Below are 20,109 nucleotides of genomic sequence, written 5' to 3' on the forward strand. Positions count from 1 at the left end.
GATCATTCGTAAGCTTCCAATCGCATCGCCGAGCGTTCCAGGCGTTCGTTTTCGGCCTCGATCTCACGCAGGTTGTGACCGATGCTGGTCAAGTGTTCCAGTGCCGACTGGCGTGCCTGTTCCGGCTGGTGGTCCGAAACGGCCCGATAGATCATTTCATGCTGGCGATTGATCTGCTCGCGCGGCCCCGGACGGTGATAGAGATTCTTGACCGAAGCGAAGACCGAACTCAGCAGCAAGTCGGTCAAACTTTGCAGCGTATGGACCAATACGGGGTTGTGGGAGGCCTGGCAGATAGCCAGGTGGAACCCATGATCGAGTCGGGCCAGGTGCTCGACATCGACATCCGACGTGCTTTCCACATAGTCATGCATCGCTTCATAGCGACGACGGATCAGCACCATATCCGCCGGTGTTCCGCGCTCTGCCGCCAGACGAGCGGATTCACCCTCCAACAGCGAGCGCACTTCCAGCAGATCGTAGAGCGTCCGGGGATGATCTCGGAATAGATACATCAGGGGATTGTCATCGCGCCCCGGCACCAACTGGGCAACGACGGAGCCCCGTCCCTGCCGGGTCTCGATGATGCCCTTGCTCCGCAAGACTCGCAGCCCCTCGCGCAGCGACGACCGTGATACGCCCAATCGATCACAGAGCCGACGCTCGGATGGCAGCAATTGGCCCGGACGGAACACGCCGTCGAGGATCAGTTGCTCGAGCCTGGCCGCCACGGCATCCGGCGTCCGCGGTGTCATACCAATATCCTGCGAGTTCGATACCATCCCGATACTCCTTGGCGACTTGGGAGCGGAAGTTCCCCTGTCATCGTTGAAGACTGCTACTATTCTACAGGATCATAAAATTGGAAATCATTTCCAAAGTACATGACAATTAGTGGTCTTACCAGTACACCAAAGACTGGACAGTCGCGTCGGAAATTTAGACATTGGTAAGCATAAGGCCGATCAAGAAGACTTTATCAACGACATGGCCGATCTGGATTGATGAGGCATCACCATGAATATCCTCTATGACGAGCGACTCGACGGTGAGTTGCCGGCCAATGACAAACAGCAGGTGCTGGAACGACTTCAGCACGCCTTGCCGAGCCTGACCCTGCTGCACCGGGAGGAGGACCTGCGCCCCTTCGAATGCGATGGGCTGTCCGCCTATCGCGTCCTGCCCATGCTGGTGGCACTCCCGGATACACTGGAGCAGGTCGAGCAACTCATGCGCACATGTCACGACATGGGCGTTCCAGTCGTGACTCGCGGCGCCGGCACCGGCCTGTCCGGCGGTGCACTCCCGTTGGAACAGGGAGTTCTGCTGGTCATGTCGCGCTTCAAGCAGATTCTCGAGGTCGACCCGGATGCCCGTGTTGCCCGCGTACAACCCGGTGTGCGCAACCTGGCCATTTCCGAGGCCGCCGCTCCCTACGGCCTGTACTATGCACCGGACCCTTCGTCGCAGATCGCTTGCTCGATCGGCGGTAACGTAGCGGAAAATGCCGGTGGCGTGCACTGCCTGAAATACGGCTTGACCGTTCACAACGTGTTGAAGATCGAGGTCATTACCATCGAGGGGGAGCGGATGACGATCGGCTCCGATGCCTTCGATTCCCCTGGCTTCGATCTGCTCGCTCTGTTCACCGGCTCCGAGGGCATGCTGGGTGTGGTGACTGAAGTTACCGTCAAACTGCTGCCCCAACCGGAGAACGCCAAAGTCTTGATGGCCAGTTTCGATGATGTCGAAAAAGCCGGGAAAGCCGTCGGCGATATCATTGCAGCGGGCATCATCCCCGGAGGGCTGGAAATGATGGACAAGCTCGCCATCAAGGCCGCTGAAGATTTCGTGCACGCTGGATACCCGATGGAAGCCGAAGCCATCCTGCTGTGCGAATTGGACGGTGTGGAAGCCGACGTGGACGATGACTGTGACACGGTGCGCGGTGTGCTGGAAGGGGCTGGTGCCATCGATATCAGCCTCGCTCGTGATGATGCCGAACGCGCCCGGTTCTGGGCCGGTCGCAAGAATGCGTTTCCCGCTGTCGGCCGCATGGCACCGGATTATTACTGCATGGACGGCACCATCCCGCGACGCGAATTGCCACGTGTCCTCAAGGGTATTGCCGCCCTGTCGGAGGAGTCCGGTTTACCGGTCGCCAACGTCTTTCATGCCGGTGACGGCAACATGCACCCTCTAGTGCTGTTCGATACCAACAAGCCCGGCGAACTGGAACTGGCCGAAGAGGTCGGCGGCAAGATCCTTGAACTCTGCGTCGAGGCAGGCGGCAGCATTACCGGTGAACACGGTGTCGGTCGGGAGAAGATCAATCAGATGTGCACGCAGTTTCAGCCCGATGAAATCACGGTGTTCCATGCCGTCAAGGCGGCCTTCGATGAACGCCGCCTGCTCAATCCGGGCAAGAACATCCCGACACTGCAGCGCTGTGCCGAATTCGGCGCCATGCATGTGCACAACAATGAACTGCCACACCCCGACCTGCCACGCTTCTAAGAGATGACCATGGCACGACAGCATCAGGACATGGCCGAGGCGCTCTGCGAACGCGTGCGCCAGGCCGATCACGACAAGACACCGCTCAAGATCGTTGGCGGTGACACCAAAGCTTTCTATGGGCGCCGAGTCGAAGGCGACATCCTGTCGACCCGCGATCATCACGGAATCAGCCACTACGACCCGGTGGAGTTGATCATCTCCGTGCGAGCCGGAACACTGATCTCGGAGTTGGAAGCCGCCCTGGATGCGGAAGGCCAGAGGCTGCCCTTCGAGCCGCCCCATTTCGGTGAAAGCGCCACCGTTGGCGGCATGATCGCGACCGGGCTGTCCGGACCCCGTCGACCCTGGGCAGGCAGTGTGCGTGATTTCGTGCTCGGCTCACGAATCATTACCCATGAGGGCAAGCACCTCCGTTTCGGCGGCGAGGTCATGAAAAACGTGGCCGGTTACGACCTGTCGCGGTTGATGGCCGGCGCCCAGGGAACCCTCGGTCTGCTCACGGAAGTCTCTCTCAAGGTGCTTCCCAAGCCCACGGCCACTCATAGCCTGCGCCTTGCCATGCCGTTGGCCTCGGCCCTGGAATCGCTTGCCGAGTGGGGAAGACAGCCCTTGCCGATCACCGCCGCCGCCTATCACGACGGTGCACTGCATCTACGTCTGGAAGGTGGCCCCAGCTCGGTGGCTGCCACGCGAGAACGGCTCGGAGGCGACGTACTCGACGACGAATTCTGGACGCAACTGCGGGAACATCAACTGCCCTTCTTTGCCGATACGGACGAGCGTCCGCTCTGGCGGCTCTCGCTGCCCAACAACACGCCGGCGCTGGAACTCGAAACCCGCAGCGATACCGACGTGCTCTACGATTGGGGGGGCGCTCAACGCTGGGTTCGCACCTCCATCGATGGCCGCTCCCTGCGTGACGCCGTGGCCACAGCGGGAGGCCACGCAACCTGTTATACCCCGGGAGCCAGCGACCCCTTCATGCCCTTGGCACCCTCAGTGGCCAAATATCATCGCCGCCTGAAAGCCACTCTGGACCCCAACGGCATTTTCAATCCCGGTCGACTCTACGCGGAGGTCTGACATGCAGACGAATTTTTCTGAAGAAGACCTGAAAAAACCGCACATTCGCGAAGCCGACCGCGTGCTGCGCTCCTGCGTGCACTGCGGGTTTTGCAACGCCACCTGCCCGACCTATCAATTGCTCGGCGATGAGCGTGACGGCCCGCGTGGTCGCATCTATCTCATGAAGGAATTGCTGGAAAGCCGAGACGACGATGATCAAATCACTGAAGAAACACGGCTGCACCTGGATCGATGCCTGACCTGCCGTAACTGTGAAACCACCTGCCCGTCCGGGGTCGAATACCACAAGTTATTAGATATCGGGCGCGCAGAGATCGAACGCAGGGTACCTCGCAAGGCCACCGAGCGCGCGTTTCGCTACGGGCTGCGCAAAGCGTTGGTCGATCCCCAGCGCTTTCAGGCACTGCTCAGGCTCGGCCTGACGTTCAAACCGCTGGTTCCCGGTATGCTCAAGGACAAGATGCCACCGGCTCCGCTCGATGCCGGCACCCGACCGGACCACCAACGTCACGAGCGACAGATGCTGATCCTCGAAGGCTGTGTCCAGCCTGGCCTGTCACCCAATACCAATGCGGCGACTGCGCGTGTGCTCGACCGTCTTGGCATTGGCCTGACGCCGGTGAGCGAAGCCGGCTGCTGCGGTGCCATCGATTTCCACCTCAATGCCCAGGCAGACGGCCGTGAGCGTATGCGTGCCAACATCGACGCCTGGTGGCCACACATCGAGGCCGGTGCAGAGGCGATCGTTCAGACGGCGAGCGGCTGTGGCGCCTTCATCAAGGAGTACGGCGACATGCTGGCCGATGATCCGCAATACGCGGAGAAAGCGCAGCGGGTCAGTGAACTCGCCAAGGATCTTGCCGAAGTCCTGCGCAATGAATCGCTCGATGCATTGACCGTCAAGGAACACAAACGCCTGGCGTTTCACTGTCCTTGTACCCTGCAACATGCCCAGAAACTCAACGGTGCCGTGGAAGGTGTTCTCGGACAACTCGGCTTCTCGCTGACACCGGTTCAGGATCCGCATCTCTGCTGTGGTTCGGCAGGAACCTATTCGATCACCCAACCAGAGCTGGCCACACAACTGCGGGACAATAAACTGGATGCGCTGGAAGCCGGCGACCCGGAGGTGATCGTCACGGCCAATATCGGCTGTCAGACGCATCTTGCCGGGGCCGATCGCACCCCCGTCAGGCATTGGATCGAAATCGTCGACCAATCACTCGCACCACAAGGCGCTCATCGCCCATAGCTCGTCATTTGACACTGACCAAGGAGACACCCATGCAGACCAAACCCATGCTCACCCTCGACGACGTCAACGCCATCCTGGATGCGGCTCAGCAAGAAGCCGCAGCCAACAGTTGGAACGTCACCATTGCCGTCGCCGACGACGGTGGCTATCTACTCGGTTTACGGCGTCTTGACGGTGCCGCTCCATTCAGCGCGGGCGTCGCCGGCGAAAAAGCGCGCAATGCCGCCATCGGGCGCAAGGAGACCCAGGTCTTCGAAGAGATGATCAACAATGGTCGCACGGCTTTCGTGACCGCACCGATGCAAGCCCTGTTATCCGGCGGCGTACCGGTTCTCGTCGACGGTCAGGTCGCCGGCAGTGTCGGTGTCTCCGGCGTCAAACCCGATCAGGATGTGCAAGTCGCCAAGGCCGGTGTCGCCGCCATTGGCTAAGCACGCTTGCCACACACTCTCCTGACTTCCCCAGGCGTCCCGTGCCTGATACGGCGGCGCCTTTTTTGTGCACTGGCCGACTGTGGCCGGAGGATATTTCTCTCACTGCCAGGTTACGTATAGTGACTCGCCAGCAGAGTCACACAAGCGAGGGAAACCATGCGCGTCAAAATCTGTTGCATCAGCTCAACCGCAGAAGCCCATCTCGCCATACGGGCCGGTGCCTCGGCGCTCGGCCTGGTCTCGGAAATGCCCAGCGGGCCGGGCGTGATCAAAGAACGGCACATTGCAGATATCGCAGGCGCGGTTCCGCCGCCACTCGGCCGTTTTCTGCTTACCAGCCAGACGAATGCAAACGACATCATCGCGCAACAGCAACGGTGCGGCGTCAACACGCTCCAGCTTTGCGATCGAGTGACCGTGGACGCACTACACACGCTGCGCCGTTCGTTACCCGGCATTTCATTGGTGCAAGTCATCCATGTCGTCGACGATACCTCCGTGGCGGAAGCCGTCGGTATTGCGCCAGAGGTCGACGCCCTGCTGCTCGACTCAGGTAACCAATCACTGGCGGTCAAGGAACTGGGTGGCACAGGACGTGTTCATGACTGGTCATTGAGTGCGCAGATCGTTGAACGTTCCCCGGTGCCGGTATTTCTGGCGGGCGGCCTGAACGCCGACAACGTCGGCGAGGCGATACGGGCGGTCAACCCGTTCGGCGTCGATATCTGTACCGGAGTGCGGACGGACGGCAAACTGAATGAGTACAAGCTGAAACGGTTCATGGCCGCCGTGCGTGCAACGTCAGAGAAGATGTCCTGACCTTCAGGACCTCTCCACACCCACAGGGCTCAAGCATTCAGTCGCCGCAGTTCACGGATCAGGCCACTGTGATCGAGATCGCCATCACCGTGTTCAACCATGGCCTCGAATAATTCATCGGCGACAGTCGCCACCGGCAATTTCAGCCCCAGTGTTTCGGCTCGCTCCATGGCAGTATGCGTGTCCTTGAGTTGGTATTTGGCAGCACCTCCAGGTGCAAAGGATTCCTCGATCATGCGCAAGCCATGTTGGCGCATGATCGGCGAATCGGCGAATCCGCCGGACAGGGCATCACGCACTTTGGCGGGATCGGCGCCACCCCGCTCGGCAAACAGCAGTGCCTCGGCAACGGTGGCGATAGTACTGGCCACGATCATCTGATTGGCCAGTTTGGCTTGCTGTCCGGTTCCCGCCGGACCGACATGTACCGCCCGCCCCATCGCGGACAACACCGACTCAGTGGCCGAAAACGTTTCAGCATCGCCTCCGACCATGATCGCCAGAGTCGCTTCCCGGGCCCCCTGCTCGCCACCGGACACTGGCGCATCCAGGTACCCCAATCCTCGCTCACGACAGCGTTCGGCCTGAACTTGAGACGTCTCGACAGGAATCGAACTCATGACGACCAGTGTCGACCCCGTTTTCATGGCATCGACGACACTCTCGCCTGTGTTACCGAACAGCACCGCATCACAGGTCGGCCCATCACTTAACATGCAGATCAATACATCCACATCCACGGCCGCCTGTGCCGGTGTATCACAGACCTCACCACCTGCAGCAGCAACATTCCGAAGCTTCTCCGGAGATCGGTTCCACGCCTGCAATGGATAGCCCGCCGCCAGCAGATTATGCGCCATGGGAGCTCCCATCACCCCGGTGCCGACGATCCCGACTTTTCTGTTCATTGTTCACCTCATGAGGACATTGTGACCATCGATTGCCTTGGCGTTCGACCAATCAGCATACGCATGAGCCGGAAATGAAGCGAAATCATGCGCTGGCACGGAAAAGAAACGCTGTTGGCTGCCCGCAGCTGCTATTCCAAACTATACTAGTGAGAACAAGATAGCAGGCTATGCGTATCCAAAGGAGGTGACAATGGCTGGTGGTTGGGCAAAGGATGGTGCCGTACAGGATCAGATCGACAGCACGGTTGAAGATGAACTGGAACGAGCACGTCGTCGGTTACCGCAGGGCGAGAGCCTGATGCACTGCGAAGAGTGCGGGGAGGAGATACCGCAAGCGCGCCGCGACGCCATCCCCGGTGTCAGGCTGTGTATCGTCTGTCAGAGTGAACGCGACAGGCAACAATCCGCGGTTAGCGGGTACAATCGACGCGGCAGCAAGGACAGTCAGTTGCGTTAAGCATGGCTCTTTTACGCATCACAATCACGCTTGGACTACTGTTCATAGCGGGTTTTCGGCATTGCTCTCCACAGTCTTGTTTTTACCGCCATGTTTCCAATACCGATAAAAAGGTAATGCAATCGCAAATACCGATAGCAGAATAAAGCACAAGCTAATCGGTCGAGTGAAAAACACTGTCCAGTCACCGCCATGCATTGTCATACCTCGGCGATAGTTGGATTCCACCATATATCCCAGGATCATTCCCAATACGACCGGAGCAGAACTGAAACCATGGCGATTCAGAAAATAACCGAACACTCCAAAGAATAACAGCACCCACACAGCGTTCATAGTACCACTAATCCCGTACGCACCGAGCATACACATGACTAGAATAAATGGCATTAAATAGGATCGAGGTATCTGCAGAACGCGTACGAATAGCTTGATACCTACAGCCTGGAAACTGAACATAAAAATATTCGCTATAAAGAAAGCAATGATGATTCCATAAGCAATATTGGCTTGTTCATCAAAGAGCATGGGGCCCGGTTGCAACCCATGAATCAACAACCCTCCCATCAGTATCGCGGCAGCCGCATCTCCCGGAATGCCAAGCGTCATCATTGGAATCAATGCACCGCCAGTCATGCCATTATTGGCCGACTCGCAAGCAATAACTCCTTCATCATGTCCTTTTCTAAATTTCTCAGGTGTCTTCGACATACGTTTCGCCTGATCATATGCCAGGAAAGAAGCGATACTTCCGCCGGCACCTGGTATGGCTCCAACCAATGAGCCTATGAACGAACTGCTCGACCAAACTTTCCAGTGGCGCAAGGTCTCGCGAAAACGAGGATAGGCTTTGCTGACTTTTATATTTACACCATCACCTCTCTTATCATGAATTTTCGTAACATCGCTAATGATTTGTGAAAGTGCAAATAGCCCAATTAGTGCAGGCATAAAATCGACCCCACCTGTCAAGCTGGAAAAACCAGCTGTAAGGCGTACCGTACCGGTCATTGAGTCGATACCGATCAAAGAGATCAGGACCCCAACCAAGCCACCAACAATACCTTTTATAATTGAACTATCGGATATGGAAGCAATAATAGTAAGGCCAAAAACACCAAGAGAAAAATACTCAATAGCACTGAATTTAAGAGCAACACTCGCAATTAATGGTGACATAAGAGCAAGAACCGTTACACTTATCATTCCTCCAATCATGGATGCTACAATACAAAGCCCTAACGCCCTCCCTGGTTCACCGTTTTGGGCCATTGGAAATGCATCTAATGTCGTCGCTACTGAAGAGGGTGTTCCTGGAATATTTAATAACGCCGCAGGAATGGATCCACCAGAAATAGCGCCACAATAGACACCTAAAAGCATGCCCATTCCAGTTGTTGGTTCCATACCATATGTTAGAGGCAAAAGGAGAGCGACGCCCATCGTTGCTGTCAACCCCGGGAGCGCCCCGAAAACCAAACCAAGAACTGTTCCAAAGGCGATGGCCAGGAATATATGAATATTGATGAAGAGGTTTGCAGCATCAGCAAAATTGGAAAACATGACTAAGATCACTCTTGTGGCATCAAGGCAACGCAAGCTCAAATATCACTGAAAAAACAGTATATATGAGACTAGTGGCAGAAACGGCAAAAACTGCCGATTTAGCTAAAGTAATTAAGCTTATATCAGACCCGGGAACAAACAAGTCAACAACTGTCCTAAACAGGAAAAGAAAAAAAACAGTACTCAAAAAGAACCCTACCAACATCAACATAGTTAAGTATAAAACTATCAATGACAAGGTTATAATGAGAGCAATAGCCTCACTCCTCGAAAGGTTCACTAGATCCCCTGAAGGTCTATCAAAAACCGTTTCCATAACAAGAAGATAGCCGACGAGGAATATTATTATCAGGCTCACCCAGAAAGGAACGGACCCCGGCCCGGGATCACCACCTACTCCCATTGAAGTGGGAATACTATGCGCCATGTGGAGGAAAAACCCTGCTCCGAGAATTAATATGAGATAGAAGATTTGGCGTTCGTCAATCTTCAACATGGCTGCTCCCCTTTCTGACTAGGTTTTCAAGTCAGCCCCACAGACACGGGGCCGACCCGCGAGACACTACTTGATCTTCTCGGCCGTATTGATAAATGATTCAGCCAAGTCAGCCATGCGTGCGTCGAGCTTCTCACCTGAGGGCATGAAATCGACTTCGCCGCCCTGTGCTGCAATTGCCTCCCGAACCTTTGGGTCGTTAGTGGCTTTTTCTAATGCGGCGGACCACGCTTCTTTGACTTCGTCATCGACACCGGCTGGAGCCGCGACGCCACGCCAGTTGGATAACGAGATATCATGACCCAGTTCCTGCATTGTGGGAACATCCGGGTAGTCTTCCAATGTTTCGCTACCTAAAGTGGCCAGTAGTCGCAAATCCCCAGATTTCAGACCAGATGACAAATCTGCAAGATTCAAAAGCAGAACGTCGATATGCCCTCCCAAGGCTGCAGCGACGGCGTCTGACGAGCCATCATGCGGAACCTGTTTCGCCTCATATTCTGCAGTATCGGCTAGAATCTCACTGGCAACATGCGTCGATCCCCCAGCCCCAGAAAAACCGAATGTTACCTCACCAGGATTGTTTCGCATCTCGTCAGCAAGTTCTTCCCAGCTATCCCATTCACTCTCATCACTGACAGCCACGACATAATCGTCATTGAGTACATTTCCCAGGTAATCAAAATCAGAGTAGGTATAGGTCGCGTTTCCCATACCCTCTGTCGCAAAAATGACGTTATTCGGTATTGTGACGGTATACCCATCAGGATCGGCATTAGCGACTTCCGTAAATCCTAATATACCTCCCCCACCAGGCTTATTTGACACGATGATATCTTCGCCCAAGGACTCTTCAAGTGCAGGTTGAAGATTACGTGCCAATACATCCGTACCTCCGCCGGCACTATACGGTATCACCATGGTTATGGATTTCGTCGGATAGTCGGCATTGGCCACGCCGGCAGTGAGCATACCGACGAAGATAATAGACATCTTATTCATATTTTCCATGATATTTCCTCGTGCTCTTTCAGATTATTCTAATGATAATATATTTATATTAAAAATAACTAATTAAAAATCATTAATATCGAATATTCAAACACCACCTCCTCACGTAAACGCATACGTATCAATAGACATTACCTTCCGACGACACATCAAAACTCAAGTCAAATTCCTCACTTCTCTGACGCACTGCCTGCATCAATAAAGAGATATCCAGACCAACAGCGACAAAAGTGGCACCTAAGGAAAGAAAGCGTTTTGCCTGGTCAACACTTCCTGTCAATGTGCCAGCCGCTTTGCCACTAGCCACGATGGTTTGGATTGCATGATCAATGGCTGCCTGAACATCCGGGTGCCCAGGATTACCCAAGTACCCCATTGAAGCCGCCAAATCCGCAGGGCCGATGAACACTCCATCAACACCATCTACGGCACAGATGGCTTCAAGATTATCGAGTGCAGTTAGCGTCTCTGCCTGTACCAGCAAGCAGACTTCGTCGTTGGCTTGGTGGACATAATCGGAGCGTCCATTCCAACGCGACGCACGAGCGACTGCCGCTCCCACACCTCGTATCCCCTCCGGCGGATAACGAGTTGCTGCAACCATATGAGCGGCCTGTTCAGGTGTATCGACCATAGGTACCAACAATGTCTGTGCACCGATATCGAGTAACTGCTTGATCAGTGCCGGTTCCCCTTGAACCGCTCTGACGACTGGATGACTCCGGTAAGCAGAAACCACTTGCAATTGAGCCAAGGTACTATTGATATCATTGGGTGCATGTTCCCCATCTATCAGTAACCAATCGAAGCTGGCCGTAGCGCACATCTCAGCACAATAACTGCTACCCATGGACAACCAGAAACCTATTTGGGGCTGACGATAGGCCAAGGCTTCCTTGAAAGTGTTTCCTGGTTCCAGGCCGGTGATACGTGAACCTTTCATACGCTCTCCGCTATCCATCTTAGGGTGCGTCTCAGCCCAAACTTCCTTGGCAGAGATATTTTATGTGCATGTAATCATCGAGCCCGTACTTTGAACCTTCCCGTCCGTACCCGGACTCTTTTATACCGCCAAAAGGAGCGACCTCAGAAGCGACGACCCCCTCATTTATGCCAACAATGCCAGTTTCCAACGCATCGGCAACTCGCCATATTCGGCTGATATTTCCCGAGTAAAAATAACCAGCGAGTCCATATGGTGTGTTATTGGCCATTCCGATGACTTCCTCTTCGCCAGTAAATCGACATAGCGGTACTACTGGACCAAAGGTTTCCTCCTGACACAGTTGCGCATCGCTGCTGACATCAGCCAGCACCGTAGGTGCCACATAATTCGGCCCTATGTCCGTGCGTACCTGCTGACCACCCACCAGAATTTTGCCCCCCTTGGCCACCGCATCATCAATGTGCTTCATGATCTTTTCGACAGCTCGCGTGTTGATCATCGGTCCTATCTGGCTGTCCGTTTCACTCGCTGGGCCGACGCGCAATGCCGCAACGCGATCCGTAAGTTTGTAAGCAAAGGTATTGAAGACTGTTTCATGTACATAGACACGATTCGGGCAGACACAGGTCTGTCCCCCATTGCGAAACTTTGAGGCCATCAATCCTTCCACCGCGGCATCGAGATCCGCATCATCGAAGACAATAAAGGGAGCATTGCCCCCCAGTTCGAGTGAGAGTTTCTTGAGAGTAGCGGCGGACTCTCTCGCCAGCTGTTTGCCCACTGGCGTCGAGCCGGTAAAGCTGATCTTGCGTACTCTAGTATCTCGCAGCCAGGCATCGGCCACAGCAGGTGTACATTCGCGGGAAGCGCAGACGACATTGATCACTCCGGCCGGGATACCGGCCTCTTCAGCCAGATGGATCAACGCCAGAGAGGTCAGCGGTGTATCCTCAGCAGGTTTGGCGACCACAGTACAGCCAGCAGCCAGTGCGGGGGCCATCTTGCGTGCAATCATGGCTGCCGGGAAGTTCCAAGGTGTGACTACGGCAACCACACCCACCGGTTCCCTGACAGCCAACATACGACGACCATCGACCGAAGGTTCGATCAGATCACCTTCGATACGCGGTGCCTCTTCAGCAAACCATTCGATATAGCTGGCCGCGTACTGGATTTCTCCTCGTCCCTCAGCCAGCGGTTTTCCTTGTTCCAGTGAGATCAAACGACCGAGATCATCCTGATGAGACATGACCAAGGCATGCCATTGTTTCAATAATTGACCGCGCCGCTTCGCGGGTGTCGACTTCCACGCCTTGAATGCTGACTGAGCAGAATCTGCCGCTTGCCAAGCATCATCATGAGTACTATCGGGAACCGATGCTATCTGGCGCAAATCGGCTGGATTATGCACACCGAACGTACTACCACCGTCACTACCAACCCAGTGCCCGGCTATGAAATTTTCAGTGCGAATCAGTGAACTGCGGGATAGGGTCAAGCTCATGCCTGAGCCTCCTGAGTCATTCATTTAGCTGACGATACCGACATGCCAAGGCACGAACTCATGGTCACCAAGGCCTAGTGCCTCACTACAGCTCGGTTTCCCAGAGGCCACTCGCAGCATGTATTCGAATATTTCTTGCCCCATTGCTTCCATGCTCAACTCACCATCCAGAACTTGCCCACAGTTGATATCCATATCCTCAGTCAGACGCTGATACATGGGCGTATTCGAGGCCAATTTGATCGTGGGCGCTGGTTTGGAACCAAACATCGAACCACGTCCTGTGGTAAAGCAGATGAGATTAGCACCGCTGGCAATTTGCCCGGTCGCTGCCACCGGGTCGTATCCGGGGGAATCCATGAAAACGAATCCGGACGTGTCGATCGGCTCGGCATATTCGTACACGGCTTGCAGCGGTGTCGTGCCGCCTTTCATCGCGGAGCCCAATGACTTCTCGAAAATATTCGCCAGCCCGCCTGCCTGGTTACCCGGACCTACGACGCCATTGAACTGGCCGCTATGACCTCGGGTGTATTCTTCCCACCATGCCAGGCGGTCCAGTAACTTCTGGCCGACTGCCGGTGACACGGCTCGGCGTGTAAGCATGTATTCAACACCATGGATTTCCGGGGTCTCGGACAGGATGGCGGTACCGCCCTGTCGTACCAGAATATCCATTGCGGCCCCCAATGCCGGATTCGCGGAAATGCCTGAAAACCCATCGGAACCACCGCATTGCAGTCCAATGCTCAGGTGGCTGGCGCAGACCGGCTGACGCTCGACTCGATTGGCCTCGGGCAACATCGCTTCGACCGCGGCGATGCCTGCCGCAATCGATTCTCGGGTCCCCCCCATATCCTGCATCACCAGCGTTCGAATCCGCTCATCGGTCTGCAACCCCTGTGATTCCACCAGACCGGACACCTGATTCCGTTCACAACCCAAACCCACGATCAAAACACCGGCAAAATTGGGATGGCGTGCATAACCGGCCAGCGTTCGTCGTAGTAAATCGAAGTGGTAGCTCGGCGATGACATACCGCACCCGCTAGTCTGCGCAAAGGCGACGACACCATCGACATTGGGATAATCGGCGAGACGCTCCGGTGTGAAATGTGCGGCTATATGATTGATGACGGTGGCCGAGCAATTGACGGAAGAGAGAATGCCTATGAAGTTGCGAGTCGCCACCCGGCCATTCGAGCGGACAATTCCATCGAAAGTGGCACGTTCACTTTCCGGCACGTACTCGACAGGCTGAACGTCTTGGCAGAACGCTGGATCACGGTCGAAGTCGATAAGTGTCAGATTATGGGTATGGATGTGATCGCCGGCTTCGATATCACGTGTCGCCGAGCCGATCACGGTGTCGTATTTTCTTACTGCTTCACCAGCAGCAATATCACGCCTTGCGACTTTATGACCGGCGGGAACCTGAGATCGCATGTGGAGCCCCAGCTCGGGAAACTCCTGCCCTAGCGTTACAGTGTCACGAGCGATCAGAACATCGTCGTTGTGATGCAAACTGATCAATGGCGGGACGGAAGAAGCGCTTTCCATGGAGATGGCCCAGTTCCTGCAAATGTGATCGAAGAATGACTTGCAGTATGGGGCGGCAATACATGACGATAAAATAAAACAATAGACACTCTTCATAACTTATAAGGAATATAAGCCACTCATGAGTGATATCGACCGGGTACTGCGCTCCAATCTCAAGCTTCGGCATTTGCAGCTTCTAGTGGCCTTGGACGAGTTTCGCCACATTGGCCGAGTGGCTGAATTTCTGATCCTCACACAACCCGCTGTGTCGAAGATGCTGAGTGAAATCGAACGCATGTTTGGGCTGGAATTGTTCATACGCTCGACACGAGGTACTGAGCCGACCGCCTATGGTGCAACAGTGATACGATTTGCCCGCTCGGTGCTGGCCGACTATAGCCGGACATGCGACGAAATTGCCGCCGTTGCGAGTGGTGCAGCAGGCAGTGTCAATATTGGAGCCATGGTAGTGGCCACTCCCGTTCTACTGGCCAGTGCCATGGAAAAGCTCAAGGCCCGTTCGGCCCAGAGCACGGCATTGATTGAAGAAGGCGACCTCAAGCGGTTGCTACCACGTCTGAGGATGGGAGAGCTCGATCTGATCGTTGGCCGGCTGGAGCCCGGCTATGCCGCCCCCGACCTGGAAACGGAGGCATTATACGATGAGCCCATGTGTGTCGTCGCGGATCCAAGACATCCCATTGCTACCATGCAGGAACCACAATGGGGCGATCTAGCCGACATACCCTGGGTCGTGCCACCGCCTTGGGCATCATCGCGCGTCAAACTCAACCAGATGTTCTATAAACACGGGCTGACCCCACCGGCCGATATCATCGAATCCGCATCCTTTCTAACCATCATGACCTTTATTCAACAACGGCCGGCCATCGGCTATCTTGCCCACAGCGTGGGGCGCCATTACGAGCAATTGGGGCAACTCAAGGTCCTGCCGCTAACGATTCCCATTGAACTGCCTCCCGTCGGGATCATCACCATGCGCGGAAAAATGAAAACACCGACCTGTCTGCAATTGATGGAGTGCTTACGTCTGACAGCGGCATCTGACTAAGAAATGATAGCGTGGGAATTCACCGAATCCCAACGCGTAGAAACGATTGCACGAACTGGCGTTGGAATAGCAGGAAGGCGATGAGCAATGGTGCGATGCTCAGCAGCGTGGCGGCGCTGATAGTGGCCCAGTTGACGCCGGTCTCCGGGGCCGAAAAGATCGCGAGACCAACGGTCAGGGGTCGGGTTTCCACCGAGTTGGTGACCACCAATGGCCAGAGAAAGTTGTTCCAGTGGTGACTTACCGACACTAACCCGTATGCCAGGTAAGTCGGCTTGGCCAAGGGGACGTAGACCTTGAGCAGGACCCCCATCCAGCTACACCCTTCAATCCGGGCGGCGTCCTCGAGTTCTCTCGGTATGGTCTTGAAGGTCTGACGTAGCAGGAAGATGCCGAAGGCACTTGCGATGTAGGGCAAGCCAATACCCGCGATGGTGTCGACCAGTCCCAGTCCGCTGGCAATACGGTAATTCTCGACGATCAATACCTCCGGAAAGACGAAGAGTTGAATCAAGACCAGCATGAACAGTACGTCCCGTCCCGGCACCGGAAAGCGAGCGAAGGCGAATCCAGCCAGGGTACAGACGATGAACTGTCCGATCAGGATCCCGGTGACCATCAGGAATGTATTGAGGTAATAACGCATGAACGGTGCTTCATTCCATGCGTCAATGAAATTCGATGCCGTCAATGGCGCGAACAAGTCGAAACTGGCGACGAAGTCCGAAGGATGAATCGCGGCCCACACGGCATAGAGCAACGGGAAAATCCAGACAAGCGCCAACAGCCATGCCGCCACCGTTTCCAGGCTCGGCATCTGGATCCGTGAGGCTGATATAGAGGGGCTGGCGTAGGTTGACCGGGACATGAAGTCAGCTCCGTCGACTCATTGATAATGAATACGGCGATCCAGCACCGTGAATTTTACTGTCGCCACAATCGCCAGCACGACAAGGATCACGACTGTGATGGTGGCGGCATACGGTCGATCGAAGAACGAGAACGCATTCTCATAGACGTAGTACAACAGCAGGTTGGTCGCATTGTTGGGACCGCCCTTGGTCAGAATGAACAGATGATCCACCACTCGCACGGCATTGATCAGCGCATTGATCATCACGAACAGCGTCGTCGGCATCAGCAACGGGAAGGTGACTCGCCAGAAGAAGCTCCATCGAGTCGTCCCTTCGAGGTCGGCGGCTTCCTGAAGATCCGGGGGAAGGCTCTGCAATGCAGCCAGGTAAAAGATCATGAAGAACCCGGCCTCCTTCCAGATGGTCATCATGATCACCGAGAACAGCGCTATACGCGGATTTCCCAGCCAGTTGGGACCATCGATGCCGAGCACGTCTAGCAGGTTATTGAACAGCCCGATCTGAGGTGCATAGAAAAACATCCAGATATTGGCCGCGGCGATCATGGGCAGGATCGTTGGCGTGAAATACGCCATCCGTACGAATCCACGCCCCGGCAGTCGTGCATTGACGAACAAGGCCATTCCCAGCGCCAGGGCAATCGATGTCGGAATCGTACCCAGCGCATAGACCAGGTTATTTCGCGCGACTTTCCAGAACGTCGCATCCTCGATGAGTGCCTGATAATTCGCCAAACCACCGAAGGCGGGCGGTTCGCCACGAATGCCGGGGAGGAACAGGCTATCGATCAGTGTGGCGATCGTCGGTAGATAAGCGAACGTCCCGAGCAGGATGGCCGCGGGAAGCAGTAGCAAGGCACCGTAAACCTGCATTCGTCTGTCGCTGTTCACCGCCCGCATGCCGGCTCCTTGATTCATACCACCCACGGAGGAGGGCTAGAGGCCCTCCCGCTCTCGATGTTATATGGGAAGCTCAACGGGCATAGCGGCGCAGCGCTGCATCAGCTTCTTGCTGGGCCTGTTGCAGCGCTTCCGTCGGCGCCATGTCACCTGCCAGTGCCGCCTGAATCGCGTTGTCCAACGCGCGGCGAACACGCCCTCCCTGATAGGTGGACAACTCCGCGGTACTGTGCTCGAGCTGATCACGAGCAACGGCCGCTGCCGGGAATTCCTCGACATATTCGCGCAACGCTTCCGTCTCGTAGGCCGCTTCGCTGACTCCCATGTAGCCGGTTTCCATAGACCAGGCCGCCGCCCGTTCCGGATCGGTCATCCAGCGAACGAACGTCATGGCCGCTCGCTTTTCTTCGTCTGTACTGTCCTTGAACAGGTAGAAGTTCCCTCCCCCTGTCGGGCTGCCGGGTTGCTCTTTGGCCGGCAACATCGCCACTCCGAAGTCGAAATCGGCCTCGTTACGAACCGCCGTGAGGTTGCCGGTGCTATGCCACATCATGGCCGTCGACTCTTCGAGGAAATTCTGGCGCAACGTGCCCCACTCGATGGTGCCGTCCGGCATCGCATCGTGCTCTTCCGCCAGCGCCACCCAGTACTCCAGCGCCTCTATCGCAGCCGGGTCATCGAAGTAGGCTTCCGTACCATCGTCGCTCATCAGGCGATGACCGTTCTGGAATGCCAGTGCCTGAAACATCCAGTAGGGATATCCGGTCGAGGGAATCATGACGCCCCATTGGTCGTCGTCATCGTGGGCCTCTCGAACGGTACTAGCCATCTCGGCCATCTCGTCCCAGGTCTCCGGGGGTTGCTCGGGATCGAGTCCCGCCGCCTCGAAGGCATCCTTGTTCCAGTAGAGCACGATGGTCGAGCGCTGGAAGGGAATGCCATACGTTTCACCGTCGAGTTGCCCGTTCTCCATCAGCCCCGGATAGAAACTGTCGAGCCATTCGCGCTCCTCGTCGGTCTCGACCACATCGTCGAAAGGCACGATGGCGTCCTGTTCGATCAACTCGAAGAGATCGATGGAAAACAGCACCGAAAGCTGCGGTGCATCGCCCGCCTCGATGGCCGATAAGGCGCGCACCCGGGTGTCATCGTAGTTGCCGGCATATATCGCATCGACCTCGATATCCGGATGCTCGGCCTCGAAATCCTCGACCAGACCATCGATGACATCGGTCAAGGCACCACCGACGGCCACGGGATAATAGAGTGTCAATTCGACAGCATCATCTTGAGCACTCGCCTGCGTACCGGCCATCAGTACGCCAGCCAGCGTCACTCCCTGCAGTATCGATTTCATGGATGTCGTCATCGTTTGGCTCCTTGATCCGGGAACGGCTGAGCCGTATCACGGGAAATGGGCGAGCGGGAGTTTGCCGTGGCGGGGGCAACGGCATCGATATCATCGCGGCGTTCGCCACTATCCGCGGTGAAGAAATGGGCGGCGGTGACGGGCCAGTCGACTCGACAATGCTCGCTCGGCATCGACTGTTGCCCCGGCAGGCGCGCTCGCAGTGTCTGATTACCGACCCGCACTCGGACGATGGTATCGGCGCCCAGATACTCCTCGTCGATCACCTGGGCAGGCATCCCGGCAGCACTGCTGGGTTGAATGACGATATCTTCGGGACGCAAGCCCAACAGACAATGACCGGCATCGCCCCACGCGATGGGAACCGTCGGCTCCTTGGCGATGAACGTTTGCCCTTCCATGGCCTCGAGCTCGATCAGATTCATCGCCGGACTGCCGATAAACGATGCGGCGAACGCGGTTGTCGGCCGGTTGTAAAGCTCGGCAGGCGAACCATCCTGAACGATGCGCCCGGAGTGCATGAGAATGACGCGATCACCCATACTCATGGCCTCGACCTGATCATGGGTGACATAGACCACGGTCATGCCCAATCGCTGCTGCAATGCCTTGATCTCACGACGCATGTCGCCACGCAGGCGCGCATCGAGATTGGACAGCGGTTCATCCATCAAACAGATGGCATTCTCTGCGATGATGGCACGCGCCAGCGCGACACGCTGGCGCTGCCCTCCGGACAGTTGCGCCGGCTTACGATCCAGATAGTCCTCGAGTCCAACCATCCGGGCGACGCGTTCGAGTCGCTCCTGTCGCTGCGGTTTCGGCACCTTACGGCTGCGCAGCCCGAACACGATGTTGTCGGCAACACTCAGGTGAGGAAACAGGGCATAGGACTGGAAGACCATGCTGATACCGCGATTCCCCGGCGGTTCCCGGGTCACATCCCGGTCGCCGATGACAATGCGTCCGGCAGTGGTCTGTTCGAGGCCCGATATCATTCGCAACGTCGTGGACTTGCCACAGCCAGAGGGGCCGAGAAGAATGACGAACTCTCCCGGCGAAACATCGAATGTCACCTGATCGACGGCAGCCAGGCCATCCCAAACCTTGCTGACATCCTCAAGGCGGATGCGCTTGTTATCGTTATTCTTGGTATCGACCATGGCACGCCCTTCAGTGGCAAAAAGGGACACAGCATCAATGCCGGCCAGCACTCTCCTGATCACTAGCGTAGCCCTTCTCACGACAATGTCATGAAAAAATCGTGGCAGGGGTTGATGACAAAATGGTGACGATCCCATGACGATGGCATGTCACACGCCTTGGCTGGCGGGGGGAAACATCGTG

Annotated in this window: 19 protein-coding genes; 7 read left to right on the top strand and 12 right to left on the bottom strand. The window is 55.9% G+C overall.

All coding sequences use genetic code 11. The features are described from left to right. Positions 1–2: 2 nt before the first annotated feature. Positions 3–782 carry a transcriptional regulator GlcC gene (glcC, locus tag BLW01_RS02935; protein ID WP_092567983.1) on the bottom strand — a complete coding sequence of 260 codons (780 nt, stop codon included), beginning with the start codon at positions 780–782 and terminating at the stop codon, positions 3–5. A 235-nt stretch (positions 783–1,017) separates the two neighbouring features. On the opposite strand from glcC, the gene glcD reads away from it, so the two are divergent. The 5 genes from glcD (at position 1,018) to BLW01_RS02960 (ending at position 6,114) form a co-directional block, all read left to right on the top strand. Next, on the top strand, positions 1,018–2,517 hold the full coding sequence (glcD, locus tag BLW01_RS02940; protein ID WP_092567984.1) for a glycolate oxidase subunit GlcD: 1,500 nt from the start codon (positions 1,018–1,020) through the stop codon (positions 2,515–2,517). Between the two features lie 9 nt (positions 2,518–2,526). Next, on the top strand, positions 2,527–3,603 hold the full coding sequence (gene glcE / locus BLW01_RS02945; protein ID WP_092568098.1) for a glycolate oxidase subunit GlcE: 1,077 nt from the start codon (positions 2,527–2,529) through the stop codon (positions 3,601–3,603). Position 3,604: 1 nt separating this feature from the next. Then, the gene (gene glcF, locus BLW01_RS02950) at positions 3,605–4,858 is read left to right on the top strand and encodes a glycolate oxidase subunit GlcF (protein ID WP_092567985.1); all 1,254 of its coding nucleotides are present in this window, start codon (positions 3,605–3,607) and stop codon (positions 4,856–4,858) included. A gap of 32 nt (positions 4,859–4,890) precedes the next feature. Beyond that, complete coding sequence (locus tag BLW01_RS02955) at positions 4,891–5,292, top strand: heme-binding protein (protein ID WP_092567986.1); 402 nt, start codon at positions 4,891–4,893, stop codon at positions 5,290–5,292. 159 nt (positions 5,293–5,451) lie between these two features. Continuing rightward, complete coding sequence (locus BLW01_RS02960) at positions 5,452–6,114, top strand: phosphoribosylanthranilate isomerase (RefSeq protein WP_092567987.1); 663 nt, start codon at positions 5,452–5,454, stop codon at positions 6,112–6,114. A gap of 29 nt (positions 6,115–6,143) precedes the next feature. Here the strand turns inward: BLW01_RS02960 and BLW01_RS02965 are convergent, their stop codons facing one another. Then, positions 6,144–7,022, bottom strand: coding sequence for an NAD(P)-dependent oxidoreductase (locus BLW01_RS02965; protein WP_092567988.1), 879 nt, complete (start codon positions 7,020–7,022; stop codon positions 6,144–6,146). A 193-nt stretch (positions 7,023–7,215) separates the two neighbouring features. On the opposite strand from BLW01_RS02965, the gene BLW01_RS02970 reads away from it, so the two are divergent. After that, positions 7,216–7,482: a DksA/TraR family C4-type zinc finger protein gene (locus BLW01_RS02970; RefSeq protein ID WP_092567989.1), complete on the top strand. Its 267-nt coding sequence runs from the start codon at positions 7,216–7,218 to the stop codon at positions 7,480–7,482. Positions 7,483–7,524: 42 nt separating this feature from the next. Here the strand turns inward: BLW01_RS02970 and BLW01_RS02975 are convergent, their stop codons facing one another. The 6 genes from BLW01_RS02975 to BLW01_RS03000 all read right to left on the bottom strand — a co-directional run bounded on the left by BLW01_RS02975 (position 7,525) and on the right by BLW01_RS03000 (position 14,565). Further along, positions 7,525–9,045 (bottom strand): tripartite tricarboxylate transporter permease, encoded by a 1,521-nt coding sequence (locus BLW01_RS02975; RefSeq protein WP_092567990.1) that lies wholly within the window; start codon positions 9,043–9,045, stop codon positions 7,525–7,527. Positions 9,046–9,067: 22 nt separating this feature from the next. Beyond that, on the bottom strand, positions 9,068–9,544 hold the full coding sequence (locus BLW01_RS02980) for a tripartite tricarboxylate transporter TctB family protein (RefSeq protein WP_092567991.1): 477 nt from the start codon (positions 9,542–9,544) through the stop codon (positions 9,068–9,070). 66 nt (positions 9,545–9,610) lie between these two features. Next, the gene (locus BLW01_RS02985; RefSeq protein ID WP_092567992.1) at positions 9,611–10,555 is read right to left on the bottom strand and encodes a tripartite tricarboxylate transporter substrate binding protein; all 945 of its coding nucleotides are present in this window, start codon (positions 10,553–10,555) and stop codon (positions 9,611–9,613) included. Between the two features lie 121 nt (positions 10,556–10,676). Further along, a complete protein-coding gene (gene hpaI / locus BLW01_RS02990; protein WP_092568099.1) occupies positions 10,677–11,498 on the bottom strand; it encodes a 4-hydroxy-2-oxoheptanedioate aldolase in 822 nt (273 codons plus the stop codon). Positions 11,499–11,529: 31 nt separating this feature from the next. Beyond that, entirely contained in the window at positions 11,530–13,005 is a 1,476-nt protein-coding gene (locus BLW01_RS02995) for an NAD-dependent succinate-semialdehyde dehydrogenase (protein ID WP_092567993.1), read from the bottom strand. 24 nt (positions 13,006–13,029) lie between these two features. Continuing rightward, positions 13,030–14,565, bottom strand: coding sequence for a UxaA family hydrolase (locus BLW01_RS03000; protein WP_092567994.1), 1,536 nt, complete (start codon positions 14,563–14,565; stop codon positions 13,030–13,032). Between the two features lie 121 nt (positions 14,566–14,686). On the opposite strand from BLW01_RS03000, the gene BLW01_RS03005 reads away from it, so the two are divergent. Continuing rightward, positions 14,687–15,619, top strand: coding sequence for a LysR family transcriptional regulator (locus BLW01_RS03005; RefSeq protein ID WP_092567995.1), 933 nt, complete (start codon positions 14,687–14,689; stop codon positions 15,617–15,619). Positions 15,620–15,638: 19 nt separating this feature from the next. Here the strand turns inward: BLW01_RS03005 and BLW01_RS03010 are convergent, their stop codons facing one another. The 4 genes from BLW01_RS03010 to BLW01_RS03025 form a co-directional block, all read right to left on the bottom strand. Beyond that, the gene (locus BLW01_RS03010; protein WP_092567996.1) at positions 15,639–16,487 is read right to left on the bottom strand and encodes a carbohydrate ABC transporter permease; all 849 of its coding nucleotides are present in this window, start codon (positions 16,485–16,487) and stop codon (positions 15,639–15,641) included. An 18-nt stretch (positions 16,488–16,505) separates the two neighbouring features. Further along, positions 16,506–17,393, bottom strand: a complete 888-nt coding sequence (locus BLW01_RS03015; RefSeq protein ID WP_092567997.1) for a carbohydrate ABC transporter permease — start codon at positions 17,391–17,393, stop codon at positions 16,506–16,508. Between the two features lie 73 nt (positions 17,394–17,466). Further along, positions 17,467–18,708, bottom strand: a complete 1,242-nt coding sequence (locus BLW01_RS03020) for an ABC transporter substrate-binding protein (RefSeq protein ID WP_308428087.1) — start codon at positions 18,706–18,708, stop codon at positions 17,467–17,469. Between the two features lie 50 nt (positions 18,709–18,758). Continuing rightward, on the bottom strand, positions 18,759–19,988 hold the full coding sequence (locus BLW01_RS03025) for an ABC transporter ATP-binding protein (RefSeq protein ID WP_229806324.1): 1,230 nt from the start codon (positions 19,986–19,988) through the stop codon (positions 18,759–18,761). Positions 19,989–20,109: the final 121 nt, after the last annotated feature.

It is taken from the genome of Aidingimonas halophila (genome assembly GCF_900106955.1).
In the GTDB taxonomy this organism is placed as follows: domain Bacteria; phylum Pseudomonadota; class Gammaproteobacteria; order Pseudomonadales; family Halomonadaceae; genus Aidingimonas; species Aidingimonas halophila.